This is a genomic window from Deltaproteobacteria bacterium (assembly GCA_016930875.1).
Classification (GTDB): Bacteria; Desulfobacterota; Desulfobacteria; order Desulfobacterales.
The window spans coordinates 1-21,359 of the sequence record JAFGFW010000012.1; the positions used below are offsets into that span (position 1 = coordinate 1).

16 protein-coding genes are annotated in these 21,359 nt (G+C 48.5%); 9 read left to right on the forward strand and 7 right to left on the reverse strand.

Annotated features, from left to right (window positions below):
- The 6 genes from JW883_00850 to JW883_00875 all read left to right on the forward strand — a co-directional run.
- Positions 1-228: hypothetical protein (locus JW883_00850; protein MBN1840818.1), on the forward strand; the 228-nt coding region annotated here is incomplete at its 5' end.
- A 711-nt stretch (positions 229-939) separates the two neighbouring features.
- On the forward strand, positions 940-1,149 hold the full coding sequence (locus tag JW883_00855) for a rubredoxin (protein MBN1840819.1): 210 nt from the start codon (positions 940-942) through the stop codon (positions 1,147-1,149).
- 286 nt (positions 1,150-1,435) lie between these two features.
- Positions 1,436-2,908 (forward strand): hypothetical protein, encoded by a 1,473-nt coding sequence (locus JW883_00860; GenBank protein MBN1840820.1) that lies wholly within the window; start codon positions 1,436-1,438, stop codon positions 2,906-2,908.
- Entirely contained in the window at positions 2,856-3,329 is a 474-nt protein-coding gene (locus JW883_00865) for a hypothetical protein (protein ID MBN1840821.1), read from the forward strand. The genes JW883_00860 and JW883_00865 overlap by 53 nt, the downstream gene beginning before the upstream one ends.
- An 804-nt stretch (positions 3,330-4,133) precedes the next feature.
- Complete coding sequence (locus JW883_00870; protein ID MBN1840822.1) at positions 4,134-4,430, forward strand: type II toxin-antitoxin system RelE/ParE family toxin; 297 nt, start codon at positions 4,134-4,136, stop codon at positions 4,428-4,430.
- Between the two features lie 20 nt (positions 4,431-4,450).
- Positions 4,451-4,735, forward strand: a complete 285-nt coding sequence (locus JW883_00875; GenBank protein ID MBN1840823.1) for a HigA family addiction module antidote protein — start codon at positions 4,451-4,453, stop codon at positions 4,733-4,735.
- Between the two features lie 158 nt (positions 4,736-4,893).
- Here the strand turns inward: JW883_00875 and recD are convergent, their stop codons facing one another.
- The 3 genes from recD to recC form a co-directional block, all read right to left on the reverse strand.
- On the reverse strand, positions 4,894-6,837 hold the full coding sequence (recD, locus tag JW883_00880) for an exodeoxyribonuclease V subunit alpha (GenBank protein MBN1840824.1): 1,944 nt from the start codon (positions 6,835-6,837) through the stop codon (positions 4,894-4,896).
- A complete protein-coding gene (recB, locus tag JW883_00885; protein ID MBN1840825.1) occupies positions 6,830-10,504 on the reverse strand; it encodes an exodeoxyribonuclease V subunit beta in 3,675 nt (1,224 codons plus the stop codon). Before recB ends, recD begins: the two co-directional genes overlap by 8 nt.
- Before the next feature lie 452 nt (positions 10,505-10,956).
- Entirely contained in the window at positions 10,957-14,220 is a 3,264-nt protein-coding gene (recC, locus tag JW883_00890) for an exodeoxyribonuclease V subunit gamma (GenBank protein ID MBN1840826.1), read from the reverse strand.
- Positions 14,221-14,753: 533 nt separating this feature from the next.
- Between recC and JW883_00895 the strand changes: the two genes are divergently transcribed.
- Both JW883_00895 and JW883_00900 read left to right on the forward strand, forming a co-directional pair.
- On the forward strand, positions 14,754-15,467 hold the full coding sequence (locus JW883_00895) for a WbqC family protein (GenBank protein ID MBN1840827.1): 714 nt from the start codon (positions 14,754-14,756) through the stop codon (positions 15,465-15,467).
- A 60-nt stretch (positions 15,468-15,527) separates the two neighbouring features.
- A complete protein-coding gene (locus tag JW883_00900) occupies positions 15,528-16,169 on the forward strand; it encodes an MBL fold metallo-hydrolase (protein MBN1840828.1) in 642 nt (213 codons plus the stop codon).
- A gap of 40 nt (positions 16,170-16,209) precedes the next feature.
- On the opposite strand, the gene JW883_00905 is transcribed toward JW883_00900, so the two are convergent.
- The 4 genes from JW883_00905 to JW883_00920 all read right to left on the reverse strand — a co-directional run bounded on the left by JW883_00905 (position 16,210) and on the right by JW883_00920 (position 20,267).
- Entirely contained in the window at positions 16,210-16,821 is a 612-nt protein-coding gene (locus JW883_00905) for a hypothetical protein (GenBank protein ID MBN1840829.1), read from the reverse strand.
- Between the two features lie 105 nt (positions 16,822-16,926).
- Positions 16,927-17,883: a metallophosphoesterase family protein gene (locus JW883_00910; protein ID MBN1840830.1), complete on the reverse strand. Its 957-nt coding sequence runs from the start codon at positions 17,881-17,883 to the stop codon at positions 16,927-16,929.
- Between the two features lie 451 nt (positions 17,884-18,334).
- Complete coding sequence (gene mpl / locus JW883_00915; GenBank protein ID MBN1840831.1) at positions 18,335-19,759, reverse strand: UDP-N-acetylmuramate:L-alanyl-gamma-D-glutamyl-meso-diaminopimelate ligase; 1,425 nt, start codon at positions 19,757-19,759, stop codon at positions 18,335-18,337.
- 43 nt (positions 19,760-19,802) lie between these two features.
- Entirely contained in the window at positions 19,803-20,267 is a 465-nt protein-coding gene (locus JW883_00920) for a hypothetical protein (protein MBN1840832.1), read from the reverse strand.
- A gap of 84 nt (positions 20,268-20,351) precedes the next feature.
- Here JW883_00920 and JW883_00925 point away from each other — a divergent pair, with 84 nt between their 5' ends.
- Entirely contained in the window at positions 20,352-21,182 is an 831-nt protein-coding gene (locus tag JW883_00925) for a protein-glutamate O-methyltransferase CheR (GenBank protein MBN1840833.1), read from the forward strand.
- Positions 21,183-21,359: the final 177 nt, after the last annotated feature.

A 21,359-nucleotide genomic window follows, 5' to 3' on the forward strand; every position in this document is an offset into this window, starting at 1 on the left:
ATGGGAGGGTGCACATTGAATAGCTGTCTACGAATATCTTCAATTGAAACACAGGACCATTTTAGAGACCAAAAGCTTCAAGTGGTTGTAGATTTGAGTTTATCCGGAGCGCGTACAAGCAATTTCATAAGTACTCCAATGTATGGTGGATTGTCCGCCGTTGAATCTGCTGTTCGCGAAATGATAGCAGCAGGTGTGCTGGTAGTGCGGCGTGCAGAATGGAAATGAATGCAGGCGTAAGTTACAAGATTGCTACAGTAAGGGTTCGCGCAAAAATAAGTTCGCAGAGTTGGCGCTCAAATTTGGTTCGGATTTCGCCGATCCGATTGAGCAAAACCGCAGGAATAGCGAGCTATTTCGAGAAGTTTGGTAATGAGGCATCGGTCAAAGATGGGCTGAAGCTGAGATGCCGAAATGTGAAGTTGTTTTTGCGCGAGCCCTAAGTGTCTATCACAAAAGCAGAACTCATCTGATCGGCAATGCATAAGCGACAATCCGCCTTGTTCATTCCCCATTAGGATTCCCTTACCTTCACAATTCCCCAACGTCTTGATAAATCCCCGCCTTGCTGATAGAAGTCCTCACAGTGCCGATGTTTCCTATCGCCAAATGAGACCTTTAATAAAATTCAGTGTTGTCTCTGTAAAGCTGGTGCAAGGCACACTGTGTTTTGACAACCCATGTTTTTTGACACCAATATCTGACTGATACATCTACAGCTCCTTTTTGGTTTCCAAATGGGAGTTGGTGTGATATCTACAATAAAATCATGGGCTAAGGATTAAAGTGGTTGGCAAGTTATCTGTGTTTTCGCCTGCCTGAGTTGACCCACTATATCTGGTGTTTTGACTTTTCGAGTTGACGTTTCCAAGAGCTTGGGTTTACAGAAGTGGTACGATAAGAAGGCCAAGAAATAATCCGTCCTACAAGGAGGCAAACATGTCAAAACCAGAAGAAGTGTATCAGTGCCAAACTGTCAACTGCGGTTATCTTTACGACCCGGACCGAGGAGATAAAAAGGGGAAGGTTGACAAGGGAACTTTGTTCAAAGACCTACAGGACGAGTGGCACTGCCCTATCTGCGGTCCAACGAAGAAGTCCTTCAGACCATGCGCTGGCCCAGGTTCTGTGAAAGAGGAAGCAGTCTGATATGTCATCTTTTTAATCAATACTGCTTATGTTTTGGGTTTTAAGTATCGCAAGCGCCATCATGGTACACCTAACCCAAACAATTTCCAAAAAATAAAATAGCCAGATGTTGCCTTGATTTTAGCCAAAACATAGTGGCGAAGTTATCTATGATTTTGCCTGTTCGGCTTGAGATAATTAATCCTGGCGCGTTCTTTCTCAGACCCTGCCAAGGGCATTGGCTGCTGATGCAGGTTTTCTATACCCACATGTAACCGTTCCAAGACTCATTTAAGGGGCAAATTTGGTGCTCACTGCAAACGAAGTAGAGCAAATCCGATCGGGATCTTATACTTTGGCGGAACTCTCGCCGTTTGAATATATCTACGATATGAAATTCGGCACGCGATACACCAAGAATGAAATTAACGACGTTCTTCAATTAGCTGGTTCCGAACACACTCTCACCTCCACAGATGTCGATGCCCTTCAAGTTGACGAACAGTTCACGATTTCGAAAAAAACGCTAGTGGCTCTCGGGGCGCGACTTTTTGCCGCATCCCCAACCAGTAATGATGCAACGAAGTTTGCGACTCTAGTCTTGCTTTGGGGTTACGCCTCACAGGGATATGGATCCTATCGAGTCAAGCGAATCGTTGAGAATAGATCATTACAATTGGCGTCCAACACTATCAATTCTTTCCATGCAATAACGAAGCACAACCTCAAGGATGGCTATGGATACTGGTGCGGAGAAAACCATATTCGAGGACTGGGTGAATCATTCTTCTCAAAGATTCTCTATTTTCTTGCGAAAGTAGTTTCTTCAGAGCACCCGATAGCGTTGATCAAGGATGCTACAACCTCGCAGAGTGCGGCGAGTTTGTTCGGAATCGAAATTCTGGTCGAACGAAATCTGACCAGCTACCTTCAATACGTGAAGGCCATTAACCTCGCTGCTGAGGCCACGCAGATGACCCCGGAGAGAGTCGAGGAGATTCTTTTTTCGGCTGCACCGGGACAATGTCAGCGAAACACGACCAGCGAATCCACTCTTTCTTGTGGGTTTGGCTTTTCTGAGGCATTCCAGCATGATTACAGCCCTCCTGTATTCACAAATGATGATTACGTGGAATCTGGCCTTGACGCGCGAGGGGGCTACAGGATCATGCTGGTTGGAGACGGAAAACCAGAATGTGGTGCTCTACGACCGATGGCTTATAGCCCGGAAACAAGACCTTTGCTGAATGGTTTTTTTAGTCAACAACGCACGACCGTTATCAGAGAAGCGAATGAAGAGGCCAATCGTTGCAGCCAAGGAACGCCGACGTATGTCATGACCACCGGATATGGACCAGTGTCAGTGACTGCGACCATGAACCTTTACAATGTGCCGGGAGAACAGGCGATTCGGCTAAAAGACTACTGGAGCCTATACAAACGAGCCCTGTTTAATATCCTTTCAATGTCTGGAAATGCAAAAAAGATCTTCATCGTCTACTATGCAGCCGTATCGAGACGTGATTTCCGCGAAGGAGTTTTTAAAATACTCCAAGAATTTGCTGGCGATCGAAACGCTCAAATTGATAGACAGCTCTACGTTTGTATGTATGGCGCTAGGCGACACCCTTCTGATAGATGGGAAAATCTCTGCAGGATTTTCGACAGTCTTGCAGCAAGCGATCTGCAATCGATCAGACAAATACAGCATGACTGGCAGGAGGCCCATGAAGGACTATCTGCCTTCTTTAGATGGTGTTGGAATGGCGTACATATCTAATAAAGATCTTGGGAAAATAATCGCACTCGGGAGGGTGCATGGTCAAGGCGAAGATCATGCTGCGATGCTGATTGATGAGATGGGTAAGACCATGAGCCACGTCACATTGCCTCTTCAGGATTGGGTGATATATGTTGTCAAGCTTTCAGATCAAGACTTACTCGCTCTGATAAGAGGTATTGTTCTTTTGCACCACAGTTCGAAATTTAAGGGGGGATCGACAGCATGCGAAATCTGGATATATCGCGAGATTCAGAAACGTGACCTAGACCCGCAATTTGAGCTTGCAGACTGGATAAGAACAATGAGTTTCAATCCTTATGTTCCTTTTGGCACCCACAATCGCCCCAGATCAAAGGTTGAATACGAAAAGTTGTACAAGCAAATATTTGAACGCGATTTTTACTCGTCCAGACCCTAGCTAATTAGAAACAGCTTCGCTTTTTCTATGTCTACATATTGTGGCTGTTCCAAATCCATCTAAACTGACAATGTCTGCAATAACACCGCATTCCAGAAAAAACATAGATTTCAGCATCCTGCATCCAGAGGATCAGGATTCTCCGGGTATAACTCTCATTTGTAGATCTTCATCCGAAAACCAAATTCCCCCGACACAACTTTCTGTCATCCATCTACACTGTGAGACCGCTCTCGCATAGCTTTGATGTCGTGTCGATATCCGCATTCCACATTGGGTTGAGGAATGGAGACGCTGGTAACAAAGTAAGTTGACAAAGGAAAGCGTAAACGCGAAATAGATCCCATGCCAAGACAGGCCCGCCTTGACGCCCGCCCGCATCGCCTGAGCCTCGCCATGGCGGGCAGGCACCCGGTGTCCTGCATCACATCATGATCCGTGGAATCGAGCGTCGAAAGATATTCATAAGTGAAGGCAAGGGGTCTTTTCTGCTCTTGGCCTGCCTTTGCCGGCACGGCAGACAGAGCAGTCAGCCTGGCGTGGGGTTCTCGATCGAAAGGGGGAAAGCCATTGCCCGCGAAAATGGGTTGCAATTAATCGAATAAAGTTTTGTTACTTTTTTACCAGAGTCCCCATTCTTCATTCTTTCTTTCAGCGTCCCCATTCTCGAATATTTTGACGTAATTCCAAATATATACTATCACATACATCCACTCGATATTAACCTTCGAGTTTTCTTGGAATTACCTATTGACCACCTTACCGGAGTCCGGTATAATGGTTATAAATCTCTGAAGGTTTCAAATGGCTATTCGAAATTTTAAGAACAAAGTAACGGAAGACATAAATTACGGTAGAGCCACCAGAGAGTCTTTCCGAACCCTTCCCAAGGAATTGCACCGGAAAGCCCAGATAAAACTAGCGCGTTTGGGAGCTGTTACCTCAATGCAAGACTTACAGGAAATACGAGGAAATCGTTTTGAAAAACTGAAAGGGGATAGACAAGGTCAATACAGCATCCGAATAAATGATCAGTACCGGATTTGTTTTAAATGGGAAAAAGAAAATGCAGTGGATGTCGAGATAGTCGACTACCATTAAAAATATGAAGGAGCCACAAAATGAATGAAGTACATTACACCCCTGTACATCCCGGTGAAGTTTTAAGAGATGAGCTTGAGGAGGTAGGTCTCACTCAAACAGCACTTGCAAAACATATCGGGGTGTTACCGAAAACAATTAATGAAATATGCCGTGGTAAAAGAGGCATAAGTGCAGAAATGGCAATGAAGCTTTCAAAGGCCTTTGGAGGCAGTCCTCAGTTTTGGCTAAATTTACAAAATAGCTGGGAGATCAGTCAGCTTGATGACACTGCTTATGGAGATATTCAACATATTGCAGCATAAAGAGGTGAATGTCGGCAGAACAATTAGTTCATATGAAGATTTCCAGAATTAATCTTGAAAAGATTTTTGAATGAGCTTAGGGACGCAATAGATTGCCCTAATAGATGAGAAACGGGTCAGTATTTATGCTTATGGCAACCGTACAGCCCGTTTTTGAGTTACTCTTGATCCATCCACAGCGCGTCACGCAGCCCGGACGTGCGTTTGATGCCCTTTAAGACTGCGCTGCGAAATACATTCTCACTGCCCCATATCTCAACGCTCTTTCTTGCGCGAGTGATGCCGGTATATATGAGCTCCCTTGTCAATACCGGCGAGTCCCTGTCAGGCAAAAGCAGAAGCGCTTTGTCAAACTCCGAGCCCTGGCTTTTGTGAACGGTCATGGCATATACGGTCTCGTGTTCCGGGAGCCTGAGAAGACTAAACTTGCGCACCATGCCGTCTGCAGTCGGGAAAAAGGCGCGAAGATCATTATTTTCTGCGGAATCCGGAAGCACTATCCCCACATCACCATTGAATAGTCGCAGGTTATAATCATTTCTGGTAATCAATAGAGGGCGGCCAGGATACCACGTGCTGTCAGGTTCTATCAGCCCTTCCTCGCCAAGGATTTGCTCGACCAGAAAGTTTAAGGCAATCACGCCGTAGGGACCCTTCCGGAGTGCACACATGATTCGGAATCGATCAAATAAATGAAAGATCTGCCGGATGTCACTGGCCCTTAAGTAATCTTTGAACCCTTTTATGGCTGCATCCTTGATGGCCAAAGGCAAAGCAGCGGGCGGGGGCAGGTCTTTCCACTTGATATCACCATGTTTTCCGTCCATTAGAAGGGTTACGGCAAGATCAGCATCTCCCGCATTTACTGCATGACTTACCGCATTTATGCCGCTATCGCGCCCAAAGCGAAAGCTCTTCTTGAGCTGGACAATACAGTCCTGAATGCCTGATCCATCTTCGCCCCCCGGCTGTGTACGGACATCATATCCGGTGATCTTCTTCAGGTCACTCAAAAAACCCCCTGAAAAGCTGTGGACATTGCCTGTATCACATATATCCCCGAGAACAGCGCCCGGCTCCACGGAAGCGAGTTGGTCTTTGTCTCCCAGAAGAATCAGCCGGGCTTTCGAAGAAAGAGCCTGGATGAGTTTTGACATCAAGGCCAAATCCACCATCGAGGCTTCGTCCACTACTACTACATCAACAGGCAGCCTATTTTGCGCGTTATGACGAAAATAGGGAGAATCCGGAATGCTTCCAAGGAGCCGGTGTATAGTTGAAGCCTCCTCTGGCATCTCTTCCTTGATGTTTTCCGGACAATCGAGTTTCTCCTTGGAACCTTTGATCGCTTCCTGCAACCTGGCAGCAGCCTTTCCCGTGGGCGCGGCAAGGGCTATTCGAAGCTTTTTTGACTTGGGCTGTTCCAGGACCAGTGCGAGGATTTTTGCAACTGTTGTGGTCTTACCGGTTCCGGGTCCCCCGGAAATAATACAGAATCTTTTCACCAATACCGCAAAGGCAGCTACCTTCTGCCAGTCTGTGTCTTCGGCCTGGTCCGCAGGATGCGGAGTGCATGTCTTTGAAGCTGCTTGGCGCAGCCTTGCGCCAAATAGCCGCTCCAAGCCTTTCTTAAGGATCGTAACGTCAATATCTTCCATATCTGCGCTAACACGTCCCCTGATCAAGCTCGCCAGCTCTTGTTGATAATCCCAGTAGCGGTACAGGTAGAGTCTAGATCTGTCATCCAGAATCAGGGGCTTGAATTCTCCCGGTTTCCCAACCACCGGGCTTCTTCTTAGCTTATCAGGCCAATCGCTCAATTCCGGGCGAACAACTGCCCCGCCTGCATCTTCTCCATCCAGCAATTGCTCTCCTGCCACGCCGGAAACGAAGTGCAATGTCTTTAAGTCGTCAGGCCCCAATTTGCTCTCAAGGTCGATGCAGATATGACCCTGTCTGGTGTAACTGCTTATAAGAGCCGCTGCAAAAAACAGCTCCGGGGCGCCTGTGCCATCAAGCCTGGCAATGAACCTGGCAAAGTGCATGTCAAGTTCAGAAAGTATCCCGCTATCGTAAAGACGACTCTGATCTTTCCTATTCATGATCTATCAGGTTTTTGGACAACTCATTTATCAATTCCGCAGGCGGCCTGTCCCTGAAAATACCAAAATCCATCCCCCTGTCCGGATCCACTCCCCTGAGAAAAACGTAGAAGACTCCGCCAAAATCCTTCTCGTATGAATAGCCGGGAAGGCGCAACCGCAAGTACTGATGCAGGGCCAGAGTGTAGATGTAGTACTGCAGCACATAGAACCCCTCTTCCATTGCTGCCGCCAACGCCCCTTGACCATAATCCTCGACCCTGCTGCCAAGGAAGTTTGATTTCCAGTCCACGAGGTAGAATCGGCCTTCGAACTGAAAAACCATATCCATGAATCCTTTCATGAACCCCCTGACAGGTGCAAAGGCGAGCCGTTCAATACGTTCAGGAAAGTCGGCAGGAAGTTCAGGGCATGCGTGCTTTGCAAATATGATTTTCAATTTTTTCGGCGAGACGAATTTCAACGGAAAATAAAACTCCAACTCGTTTAGCCGATCTTTGTTCTCAATGCGTGATAAAATAAAATCCTTGCGGTCACGGTCAAGGGGAAGAGACAGCGTTTTCTTGATCATATCGCAGAGCGTTTTCTGCCATCTGATCTCAAAGCCGTATACTTGGAGTTTATCTGCCACTACTTGTTCCATCATAGTGGAATCTCTTTGTGCAAAATCCAGGTGCTCGAATATGTCGTGCATTAGGGTCCCTGCCTTTGTCCCCCCGGGAAAGGCAAAAATACCCGAAGGCTCTTCTTGAATGTTCAATCGTTCAAGAATCATCTGATCATAGGCCTCAGGGCCGCCCTCCTTGCCGGACCGATGCCGGGCAGGCAGGCCTGTTGCATCATGATCAGCCAGGTCCGCGCCGTGCCGCTGCTTAGATACCAGAGACGAAAAACTCGAGATACGCCAGGAACGATCTATGTTTCCGGAAAATTTCCGCCAAGTGAGTTTTACATTCTCAAGCTGAGACGGCGCACACTCTCTGCCTGCTTCCAGCGGTATTTCAGACAGATTGACGGTCCCGCCGGCTTTAGCCTGGATAGTCTCTAGATCCTCAAGTACGTCTTTATCATTTAAGCTGCTGAACCTTTCTCCAACAGCGCCTACAATATCTTCCCCTTCCCGTGATACCGGCTGATGAAGCAGATAAGCCGGGGCAGAGGTCTCAGCATCATTGAAACGACCCCAGACCAAATAACAGCGGTTCTTTGCCCTGGTCAGGGCAACATAGAGCAGCCTCACATTCTCTGCCAGTTGTTCCTTTTCAGCAAACATGCGGTTTGCATCCATGCCTTCAGAGCCCAGGTCAAGAGTCAACCTCATCTTGTCTGTCTCATCATGAAAAGTAAAAGGGTCTTTTGCGCTCCTGATCCTGGAGCCGTCCCATGCAAAGGGATAAAATACGACAGGATATTCAAGCCCCTTGCTCTTGTGGACAGTTACGAGCTGAACGGCATTCTCATCGCTTTCCAAACGCAGTTGGTGTTCCTCCGATCCAGCAGTATTTGAATCTCTTTGTTCCGAAAGCCATTTCAAAAGCCCTGCCATGCCCAGCTTTTTGTCAATGGATGCCTGATGAAGGACTTCTGAAAGATGCAGCAAGTTAGTATTGCGGCGTTCTCCATCAGGAAACGACATAAGGCGGGGCAAGATATTTTCTTCTAAGAGCAACTGGCGGAACATTCGAATAAAACCGTTATCCTCCCACACGTCATGATACCGCTTGAATCTAACAAGCCACTCATCCCATGCGCATTCATCGCTCATGAGACCATCCAAACTCTCTCCCCTTATGCCTATCATATCCGTTGCCAGGGCCGCTTTCAGAAACTTCTCACGATTCGGTTCAGCAATGCCTGCCAGAACCCTCCCGACTTCCAGGGTTTCATGACAATCAAATAGGTTTCCCGTGCTGCAAAGAACGCTTGGAATCTTAAGCACAGATAAGGCTCTTTGCATTAGACGCGCATCAGCGTTTCTCCGCACAAGGACAGCGATATCTCCTTCCTTAAGGGCTCTCTTTCCCAAGATCGCCTTGTTGTTTCTTCCGAGACTGAGAAGTCGTGAGATCTCCGCCGCCACAGCCGTTGAGATCAGTTCCCGTGCCTGTGTCTTGGCAACCGGCTTTTCGAGCCCTGTAATTTTTTCTGCATCCACAAACCACAACTGCAGAGGCGGTTCGGATTTTCCATCTATGCTCAGAAGCTCAGGGTCTTTCCTTGTTGCCGCAACAGCCCCTTGAAATGTGATCTTATCATAGACAAAGGGATGGTCTACGCCGGCAAAGATAGTGTTTATCGCGCTTATCAAGTCAGGTTCGGACCGCCAGTTCTCAAGCAGGGTGTATCTTGATTCCACATTTTGCGCTGCGTCCATGTAGGCAAAGATATCAGCGCCACGAAAACCGTATATGGCTTGTTTGGGATCGCCAATAAGAAAGAGGATACTATCTTTGGCGTCAAAGACTTTCCTGAAAATGGCATATTGAATCGGATCCGTATCCTGAAATTCATCTATCAAGGCGGCCCTGAATTTCATCCTCATGGCCCTTGCAAGCTCTCCCCCACCCTTTTCCTCCAGTGCCCGGTGGAGTTTAAACAAAAGGTCATCAAAAAACTGTATGTTTTTTTCTTCTTTTCTCCTGGAAAGCTCATCTTGGACATAATGAAATAAGGCGGCCTTCAGTCCAAGGAGGCGCTGCTCAAAAACCCTTGCGAGTTGTTCCTGCCTGTCTTTCAGGTTTTCACAGAGTTCAAAAAAAGCATGAGTCGGAGGACTATGGTTTTTCTTGACTGCCCCTTTTAGTTCTATTGAGGTAAATTTCTCAAAGCCATTAAATAATGCCGGATTGTCTCCCCCAGACGCCACATAATCGTCCATGCCCTGAATCCAGCCGGCAACATTGGCCTTTCTGTATTTGTTCCTGTTTAGACCTTCATTGGTCGCAAGAATATCTTCCACCTCGTCTCTTGAAGATGGCCAGGCGCCACGGACTTCTCTGAAGCATTCACGAAACTCCTTTTCCTGCAAGGAAGAATCAGGATACGAAGTCAAACCTGGGCTCGTTTCAACCTGAGGGATAATCTTCAGATATGGCTGGGCCACCGAATTCCCAAGAAGAGATAGGAGGCCATCCGGACTGAGTTTGGCGTTGATGGCATAATGAACAAAAAGAGATGAGGCATTGTAGAAGTGCTTGCGCCAGAAATCATCAACAACTTCCCTCTTGAGATTCTCCTGGTCAGTCACCAGTTCCGTGTCAAACAGGCTGCCGCTCTCAAAAGCGTTCTCGTGGAGCATTCTCCTGCAGAAGCCATGTATGGTAAATATGGCAGCTTGATCGAATCCCCGGAGCGCTTCCCTGAGACTTCTCAGTGCGGTCCCTGGGTCGCCATGTTTTTTCACCATATGGTCCAGGAAGACATCTTCACTCCCTCGCCTGGAAAATGCCTCCATGGCGCCGCGCAGTTTGCTGCGAATCCTCTCTTTTAACTCCTCTGTGGCGGCTTCGGTAAAGGTAACCACGAGTATTTGGTTTACGGAAAGATTCTTCTCCAGCACAAGCCTGAGAAAGAGCCCGGAGATGGCATAGGTCTTCCCCGTGCCTGCACTGGCCTCAGTCAGGTTGGTCCCTTCAAGGGGATCGTTAAGAATGTCGAAGCCCTTCATTTCAGTTCACGAAACCTGGTTCTTCGGGCCAGGTCGCCGACTTCGCCAGCCTACTCCGCCGAAGTGGCAACGGCTACGAAGGCCGGGAAGTAGCCTTGGCTACGAGCTCTCCGCCGAAGGCTACGGCCCGCAGGCGGACGGCTGAAAGAGTCGTTGGCTCTGCCATACTTCGTTCCATCGAAATGCCTAACGTGCCTAAAATGCGCTAAAATGCCTAAAAGTAATGTATGTTGCCATCTTAGAAATCTCATGCTGAGATGCGGTGCGTCTGTATTATACTCCACAAGCCAGGAGCGGATAGGACTCGTTTATCGAAATTGACCCGCCGAAGGGGCACCGCAATTTTAGGCATTTTTAATTTTAGGCATTTCCAATCTCAGGCATTCATGAGTTTGCGAAGCGTCCGGCCCCCTTCAAGGGGCAGATCAAAGCCACGTCCTGGGCGCGAATATTTACTTCTCCCTCTGGTGCTTGATCAGCGGTCCGAACACTTCTTGTGCCATATGCTGAAATTCCGAATCAATGGGATCGGCGTTTCCAAAACATAATTGATAATAGAAATCGTTGCACTCACCCGGGTTGTAGTCGTTTCCCGTCCAAGTCCTGCGGGCGCTATCCAAGGCATCCTCATCGGATTTGCCCCTCTCCAACAACATCTGAGCGTATGTCCAGGAAGACCTCGGGAAAAAGTGCACAGGCTTAACTAGCCCTTGCCAGTAATGTTCCAGGAGTTCGGCCAGGATCTCTTCGCTCTCTTCCACCGGCAAATATTCCCAGGCCGCCCACTCGGATTCCCGACCCTTAGTGCGCAAGCCCGTCAGCATGCTGGTCCGAGGATAGTCAGTATCCTTGAGGCTATTAAGCGCCAGATGATGAATCCACACCTTGAGACGATCTCCGGGCTTTAGTCTTGCATAGCGGTATTGCATCAACTTTTCCCGGCAGATGGTATCGATTCTCCCGATCACCTTGAAACCTGATATGCGAAGATCTACTTCCAGAGGCTCAAGTTTTGCTCCCCGCATGTAAGGCTCTGTTTTTCCCACGAAAGCTTTAACCCCCTTGCTCAGGTTGTCGTATACGCATTCTCCCACGGTTCCGTGCGGGAGCCGCCCTGAGGCCTTTGTCATTGGCAAAAAGTCCTTGAGGTTGCGTCCTGAGAACTCCTGTTCCACCAGGTTCTGCTCAAGCAGATATCTTTCCAGGCCCTTAATGTCAAAAGACTCCCTCTCCTCCAGGATCGAGGTCCTTTCCTCAAGATGAATCCCGAGGCGCCTGTTGAGTAAGAATTTCGCCGGATTGCCAAAGAACCTGCACAACTGCTCCAGATCAACGGTTTTCCATTCCTCTTGCGGATCAGACAGGCCTTTGGAAATAAACGGCACAGGAGCCTCCCGAGCTTCCAGGATGCACCGGGCCGCCCGGAAGTTAACCTCGGAATAGCTGAACAGTTTTTCATTCTTCTTGAAATACTCCGGACTGAATGCCTGCAGGCGATGCCTGGTGACAATCTGGTCCAGGATTTTTTCCCTTGGCGCCTCAAAGCCCTGGTCGATGTAGTCCATGAGTTCGCTAACCAGAACGGATGGAGGAATAAGACTGTTATCCTGGATGCTTTGCCCTACATAGCTGATATATAGTTTTTCCCTTGCCGACAGTATTGCTTCCAGAAAAAGATATCTGTCGTCATGCCGGCGAGAGCGGTCACCCGGTTTTGGGTCTTGTGCTATAAGATCAAAACTCAGTGGTTTGGACTGCCTCGGATAGGCATCTCCGTTCATTCCTAAAAGACAGATGATCTTGAAGGGAATGCTTCGCATGGGCAACATAGCGCAAAAGGTAATGCCACCGGCAATGAAACCGAACCCGAAGCCTTCTTTTTCAAGGCGATTACCCAAATGCCACCTGATGACGTCGATATCAATCTCTTCATCAAAACCTGACCGCTCAGAGGCTGACATGTCACCCAGATCCCGGAGGGTGTGACGTATGATTTGCATTTCACTCTCTGAATCTTCATCCGCCAAAAAGAATCGTTCAAGGAGCCCTGTCAGGACCTTGGACCACTGATCCAGGGTGCGTGGTCGATCAAGAGAAGCAACATGGGAAAAAAGCGCTTCGGAGAATTCGAGAAATCTCCCCAACACCAAGGCTTCACTGCCTTCTATGTTGTCGTATGGGAGGAGACCACCGAACATCTTTTCGCCCTGCCCGAACATGGCATAGCCCAGCAGGAGCCTTTCCAGGCCGGCCTTCCACGTGTTTTCCGGCAAGGCCGGCAGGCCAAATTTGCTGCGGCTTTCACCGTCGATTCCCCATCTTATCCGAGTGTCCTCCACCCATCTGCAAATAAGATCAAGATCTGCCTCCGACAAACCGAATCTTCGCTGCACTGTCTGCGATTCCAGAATGGCAAGAACCTGCGAGGCGCCAAAACGGCTGCCGAAGAGGTCCAGAATTGCAAGATATGTATGAATAATCTGGCTCTCTTTTCTGACACTTCGATCTGCGATGCTAAAAGGAATCCTCTTGGAGTCATCAGCCGGTAAGTCAAACACGGACTGGACATAGGGGGCATACGTTTCAATATCCGGCGTCATTACCAAAATATCCTTGGGCAACAGGCCGGGATCCTTTTCAAACATCTCGAGAAGCCTGTCGTACAGCGCCTCTATTTCACGCATGGGACTGTGGCACGAATGGATCTGGATGGAAGTGTCATCTTGCTGAATGACTTTTTTCCTGTCTGATCCTTGACCCCTGTCCCGGAGATTCATAATGTCGGATTGAAGGCACAAAAGAAGGGTATCCTCGCCAGGCTCCTGAAAGGACGGAACTTCCTCGCAGTTGAACTCGCTTACTAAATCAAAAAAATCCCTGCCCAGCGTCCCCATGGATGCCAGGAGGTTGTTTCCTTTTTCTAGATGGAGATCTTCTACGGCAGAGTCTTCAGTGCGGTCTCTATCTATCGTCCTTTTCATCTCCCAATCAGAGAGGATATCACCCCAATACTCCGTGCAGGGATTCATAAGAAAAAGGTTCACCTGGGTTAGACGTGATATCCCGGCAAGGACCTGCATGTGAAACCGGGGAAGAGCGGAAATCCCGAAAACAGAGACTCTTTCGGGAAGATCCTTTGTCTCAGTGCGGGATTTTGCGACCGCTTCCAAAAAAGCCTTTCCGAGTCGGGCACGATGGCCCTTTTCATCTCCTTTGACCAATTCTCTCCAGAGCTCGGACTGCCAGTGTTCTTCCTTGTTTTTTTCCCACCGGAGAATCATTTCCGGACGAAAAAGCAGGTACTGATCAAAGGTATCGGCAATATGCTCAGAAAGCTGGAAACGCTTGAGATGCCCGCCGGCATCTCCCAGATAGATCATGAGGCTCTCAAAGCCCGGCCTCGTGATGCAGGATGGGAGCAGTTTCATGATCTTCCAGGTCATTACATTGGGATCAAAACGGGATCGTTCGGGAAGATCAGGCAGAACTTTGCGGAATATTTCGTAGACAAAGGCATTGGGAAAGGCAAACCTGCTGTTTGCGCAGATACCATGCCGCAGGGCAAGTTCCGTGGAGACCCAGCGCTCCATGCCTTGACTCTGAACAACAATGATTTCTTGGTCCAGGGGTGATGCCAGAGGTGTCCTTAAAACCTCTGCCAAGGCCTCAACCAGGATCTCCAACCTGTTGCTGGTAAAAAGTCTGAACGTCGTCATGGGGATTTCTCGTACCAAACCTGATGCATTCGTAAAGAGTGTCTTCAACTCTTCATTTCGAGTCCCGCCTTACGAAAATACTCACATCATACTAATGCAACATAGTCAACACCGTTTCCCCCAGCACCCGCCCTTGGCCTTTTGCCTGTGAGGTATTATAATAGTATATGATTAACTGATCCGGACACTGGTGGCTTCATTGATCTTCACATTGTTTCACAGAGATTCAACGGCAGGGCCAGCAGAAAAAATGCATGTCACAGGCAAACAAAAAAAAGGTCTCTTTAGGAAACTGGCGCGCTTCGTGTTTATCGACCTCTGGGAGTCAACCTATAGGAGAAAAAAACGAAGGTGCCTCTACCGCTACCATCTCTTCGGCACGTCCCCATGGAAAGATAGGTACATCTATTATCCCAGATACCGATGGATCATAAGAAAAAAGAAATGACATGAAATACTGCGTGTGCTAATGCTGTAACTAAAGGAAACTGCAGGGGCTTTTCTGATGTCAACCAAAGCATGCAGAGAACCTGATGATCGTATCAACGTATCAGCCCTTTTTCTCTCCCTTTCCAGCCTTTTTCCACAAGGCGTATCTTTCAGATGTCATGGTCATCCTGGATGACGTTCAATTCCCACTGAGAACAACGTGGGTCAGCAGAAATCGTTTCAAGAATGACCAGGGCACCCTCTGGATCACCATCCCAGTATGGAAAAAAGGCCTGGGCCTGCAGAAAATTAACGAAGTGCGAATATGTTATGAAGGCAACTGGAGGGAAAAGCGCCTTACCAGTCTGAAAACCTCCTATGTCAATGCCCCTTACTTCCGGGAGCATCTTTTTGTGGTGGAGGAGATATTTTCCGGAAAATTTGAAAAACTGGTTGATCTGAACCTGATGGTCATCCAATACTTGAAAAAACATCTAAGGATCAACACCCCCTTGATATCGCAATCCGAATTGGGTATTTCCGGCAAGGCAAACGAGCTATTGATAAAAATTTGTCGAAGAATGCAAGCATCAGGCTACCTGGCCCAGAGTGCCACAAGAAAATATCTCGACGTTAGGCTATTCGCGGAGGCAGGCATCGAGTTACATTTTTACACACCCCCATCCCCTGTTTACCCTCAGCTTTGGGGGAATTTTGTCCACGACCTCTCTGCCTTTGACCTGCTTTTCAATTGCGGGGCGAAAAGCCATGAAATCCTGTGCGGATCACTCGATCATCCTTACAAAAGCCGAAGCTGACACAAGCCAGGCTATGGTCGCTTAAGGCGCTTTGATAAAGCATAAAAGGAGGGTAAGAAAATGAAAATGACTCTGGTTTATGACAACACGCTCTACAGAAAAGACCTCCAACCTGACTGGGGATTTGCTTGCTATGTCGAAATAGAAAAAAACCCAACCATCCTGTTTGATACCGGCACTAATGGCGCCATTCTCTTGCGCAATATGGAAAAGCTGGGTATTGATCCTTCCACCCCTGACGTCGTGGTTATCTCTCACGCCCACTGGGATCACACGGGCGGACTCGCGGAATTGATGAAAGTGAATGACGCGGCCATCCTTTATGTGCCCGCATCCTTTTGCCCATCTTTTCCTGGCAGAGAGGTTATTGTGGTCAGGCAAGCCTTGCAGATCTCTGAAAACATTTTCTTAACCGGTGAACTCATGGGAATAGAGCAATCCCTTGTCGTTAAAACCGAAAAGGGATTGGTTGTGATTGCAGGCTGTTCCCATCCTGGGGTTGGCCCCATTTTGCAGGCCGCTTCTCGCTATGGCGAGGTCTATGCACTCATCGGAGGCTTACACGGGTTTCGTGAATTTGATCTTCTCAAAGACATACAGCAGGTGTGCGCGTGTCACTGCACCCAACACAAATCGGAGATAAAGAGGCTCTACCCCGAAAAATGGGTTGAGGGGGGCGTGGGCAAGGTCATTGTAATCTGAAAAGTGACTATTTTCGTTCGCCTGCGGCTTTGTACTACCCTCACAACCCCAATTCATCACTTATTTCCTGCATGGCGCCGATGGCGATACCAAAAAACTCGCTCAGATCGAGCCCTGTATTTTCTATTTCGGCCATAAACTCCCGATTGCAATTTCGCGCGAACCCCTTGCTCTTATACTTCTTTTTCAATGACTTCACTTTCACGCCGGCAAGCTTCTTGTCAGGCGTCATCAGGGCTGCGGCAGATATCAATCCGGTGACAGTCTCTGCGGCAACAAGGACATGCTCTATGTTTCTTGTTCTTTTTTTGTCTCCTACGTTTCCCCCACCGCACTCAGTCCCCCACGCATGGGAACAGATGATCTCTATGGCCTCATCAGAAACACCGGCATCGCTCAAGATACCTCTGGCAGGCACGCAATGATTGACCGGGTCATCCTTTGTCTCTTCAAAATCTATATCGTGGAGCAGTCCCAGGATCCCCCATTGTTCTTCGTCCTGGCCAAAGTGTCTCGCCAACCCGCGCATGATCAGCTCCGATGCCCTGCAATGCTTACGTATCCAGGGCTCCTTTATGTATGTTTCAAACAAAACCTTAGCCTGATCATAAGATAAATTGGTGTTTACGGGATCAAACTGCGTATCGCCCATCTTTTCTCCCCTTTCCCTCGGATGTTGAGCCGGCGGAGCCGGGACATCCCGCCATCCGCCGTCGACATACTGAGCAACACGATGAATTTCTGATCATGTCGCACTTCATGCTTTTGTTTGTTCCAAAACAGATCTCTTAATAGCCAGGTTGTATTCCTCCGGAGGTTTTGAAACGTCCAGCTTTGATCCTTGATTGGCGTGAAAGGCCCATTTGATCAACCTGAACCCAGGTTCCTGATTTTCAAAGGTTATCTCGATGCCTGTGATGCAGCGCGGATGAACACAAGAGCCGGTGTTGTAATAGACTGGGTCAGGACCGAGCTTCTGTTTGATTCCTGGAGTCCCAATACTGGATTCTTTGAGTCTTCGTTCTGTGAGCGTGAGGTTTTCGTAGACAGGGCGATGGGTGTGACCGGCAATTACCACGTCAACGCCTTGGTCGTTCTCCTTGGCCCAGTTGTAAAGCCTGTTATCAACCTCATTTGACTTCCCTGGGTTGTTTGCCGCTCTTGTGGGATCCCTAAAACCGCATCGCTGAAGACGCTGCCACAAATGACGTACAACGAACTTGCTGAACTGGCTCCCAGTGCCGTGACAAGTTGGATCAAACTGATGACCGTGCAATAGAAGAATACGTTTGGGCCCGTCCAGAACCACACACTCGTACACTTCAATGTCCTGAAACAGTCTTTTCAGCCGGGCCTGATCGTCCTTCCAGTCTAGATCATGATTGCCCCATATCTTCACATAACGCGTTCGATCAGTATTGGAATCATGAAAGCCCTTCAGCTTGTCGTATATTGAAGTATGGGTTATGTAGATCTGATCGAAGGCCTTATTCTCCCATAACTCCTCGGCATCTCCCAGTTCGATATAGGTAAAACCTTTATCCAGGTAGTAATCAAGGGCGCATTTGAAGATGAGCGAATTGTGGGCAAAGTCATCCGATCCTGTTCCATCACCCCGATGCATGTCAGACATTACGACTATTTTCGTATCGGTGGAATAGGTTAGACGCTTTGTTTTATCATCCGGTATGATAAATGCTTCGGATGTGGACATACTGCACCTCATTCATCGGGACGGCTTCGGGCTGGGAAAACGGCTCTTATTGCTCCCCGACTCTCTGCAGCAATGATACTCCTTTCGAAAAAAGGATATGACAAAGATATAAAGCCCTTAGCAATCAAGGCACTATGGGATAAGTGGACTTGAGTGTCAAGGAAAAAGCCATGTCGAGATGATGACTTTTGGGTTATCGAGTTGTGCAACAGTTTATGTGGACCGGTTGCGAACCTGCCTTTCGATCATATGCCACAATTCCAAAGCATTATGGCGGGCGCTTCAGAAACTCGACCCACTCAAAATCTAGGAGGCTGTCCGAGAATGAGAGATTTCTTGCAAGGTCAAGGAAGACGAAGATTTTAACCGCAGGAATACATTGAGTATTTTGAGGATTAAAATCTGAGTCTGACGCAGAGATTGCGGGAAATACCCATTCTCGGATAGCCTCCTAGAGTCTTTCCAACACCCTCTCATGAATGTTATCAAAGCCGCCGTTGGACATAATGAGGATCACATCTTCGGGCTGTGCCACACCAACGAGATAGTCGATGATGGCTTCCGTATCAGCGAAGTAGTGAGCCTCTTTTCCTCGGTCTTGAAGCTCCTGGGTCAGTTGCTCTGATGAAAAGCGCTCTTCAACAGGGATCTTATCCAGCAGCGGTGGCTTTCGGATGCAGACTAGATCCGCCATGTCAAAGGATTCCGGATATCTGTCTTGAAAGACTCTGCGCCGGCTGGAGTTCGTTCGTGGTTCGAAAACAGCCACAATTCTCTTGTCAGAATAAAAAGAACTCACTGCGGCAACGGTTTCCTTAACCTCCGTGGGATGATGGGCAAAGTCATCCATCACAATAATGTCGTTCTTGATCCCGCGGACCTCCTGACGCCGTTTGACTCCCTCAAACGTTTCAAGCGCCCTGGAGATGACATCTGCTGGAATCCCTAAGTCGTCAGCCACCGCAATAGCGGCAAGGGCATTCAAGACATTGTGGCGGCCTATGAGATGTGTCTTGAAAGTCCCGAAGTGTGTTCCACGTCTTGTCACTTCGAAACGCGTCCACGGTGAATCAGAGCGCATATTTTCAAGCCGCCATGGCGATCTTTCCCCAGGGCCGTAAAATGCCGTCCAGCACGGGGCCTGAGTCAAGAGTTCTCTCACAACAGGGTCGCCATCGTAGCCTGCCAGCATAGCCTCCTGTGGCATGGCCGCAATAAAATCAGAAAAGGAGTTCTTCACATGGGCCAGGTCCCGGTATATGTCCGCATGGTCAAATTCAATGCTCGTAAGAATTGCCCGAGATGGCGTGTAGTGGAGAAATTTCGGGCCCTTGTCAAAAAAGGCTGTGTCGTATTCGTCTCCCTCCACGACAAAATAGGCGCCACCGCCAACATTATAGTTGCGACCGAAGTTTTTCAGGATACCTCCCACCATAAAACCAGGATTCAGGCCTGCCATGGCCAAGACCCACGCCAGCAAGGCAGACGTCGTGGTTTTTCCGTGGGTCCCGGTCACTACCAAGGCTCCCTTGCCGGTCATAAAGAATCGATTCAGGGCCTGGGGCAAAGAGCAATAGGGAATCGCCAATTCAAACATGGCCGCGACCTCGGGATTGTCTTTTGAAACCGCGTTACCCACGACGACGAGATCGGGCCGATGAGCAAGGTTTTCCGGCCGAAATCCTTCAAAGATCTCGATGCCGAGCTGTGAGAGAAAGACGCTCATGGGAGGATAAACGTGATGGTCCGAACCGGTCACCTCAAATCCCGCTTCTTTGAGCATCCCGGCAAGCGCCCCCATACCTGTTCCACAGGTTGCGATTAGGTGAATGCTTTTGACCTCTTCGGGTATCCTATTGTTTTCAGGCAATTGCATGTCTCCTGACTCAGGGTAGTCCCACCCTGCAGAAACCGCTCAGTCACGTCATAATCTGCAATCCAGGAAAGACATAAATATTAAGTATGGCCCACACGGCTACGGCAGTTATGATCAACGGTATCCGTTTTGTCTTTAACCCGCAGCTTAAGTCCCTGTCACCTTTTTCCTCAGATGACCTTTTCCCCAGGAGAGCGACTAAATACGCTCCGATTACTACAAGCGGCGTTAGCCCGAAGGCCAAGGGATGCCATCTCCACACCTGGATCTTCAAAATGTTAATAACCATCCACACTATTGACAGGCCTGCATATACCTCGAGAGTGAGCCACATCCCGTTTGATTGAAATCGCTGTCGCTTGCGGGCATGGCACAGGAGCGCGCCGTATAGAACTAATTCGCCCGCAGAGGCCGTGACGGACCTGAAAAAAATATGTCCAAAAATCGCCATGCCAAGGCCGCACGCCATGGCTACATAAGATCCTGTGTAACGGGGATTGAGTTGCAAGAAACAACCTCTCTTTTATTTGCTTTGAGCCTCTGATATGAATCCTGTGATTCTGTGCCACGTTTGGTTTGAGGCCAATACCTTATGGATGATCACCAGTTTCGTCAACTCCTTAATCACTTCGGGCTCTCCTGGGATGGTTACCGCAGGGTGAGAAAAGGGGTCAAGAAGCGCATTGTGCGCCACATGAAGCAGTTGGGCTGTCGAAGTATGGAGGGATATCTTTCGGCTTTGGATCAAAACCAGGAGGCAAGCCAAGACTGTGAACGCCTGATGACTGTTTCCGTCAGCCGTTTCTTTCGTGACAGGGGGCTTTGGCAAACCCTTGAAAACGAAATAATACCATCAATCATCAGAGATCACGCCGGGACAGTAAGAGTCTGGTCTGCTGGTTGTGCGTGCGGAGAGGAGGTCTATACTCTAAAGATCCTTTGGCAGGCTATTGAGGGTCGTTTCGGGCCTCAACCAGAGCTCGAAATATGGGCAACCGATATGAATCCGGTATACCTCGACAAAGCCCGGGCCGGCGTCTATGCCCGCAGTAGCTTAAAAGAGGTGCCGGAGGCAATACGAGACGTCTATTTCAAGACCATGAAAAAGGGAAAGCGCTACGCAGTTTCCCAATATCTAAAAGAACGGGTTATCTGGCAGCTCCACAACCTGTTATCCGATCCTCCCGGCGCCGGGTTTCAACTTATCTTTTTGAGAAACAACCTTTTGACCTATTACGAGGAGGCTCTGAAAGCGCCCGCTTTTCAGAAGGTGGTGAACGCTTTGGATCAAGGCGGGTATCTAGTCATCGGGACCCACGAAAAAATCCCTCCAGGGGTGCAAGGCCTTTTGTCCCTCTCTCGCCATCCGTATGTCCTTCGTAAGCGCAAGAAGTCCCATAACATCGTGCTTTGCGCCAGATAGATTGACACACGAGGGTTCTTTTGCTAAATTATTTTGTAACCGTTCACGGTTACAAAATAGTGAACATCGAACATCGAACGTCCAATCGCTCGACCTTGAGGCTCTCGACAGGTTGAATGTTCGGTATTGGATATTCGTTTTTCATTCGACGTTGGACGTTCGATGTTCGACGTTCGA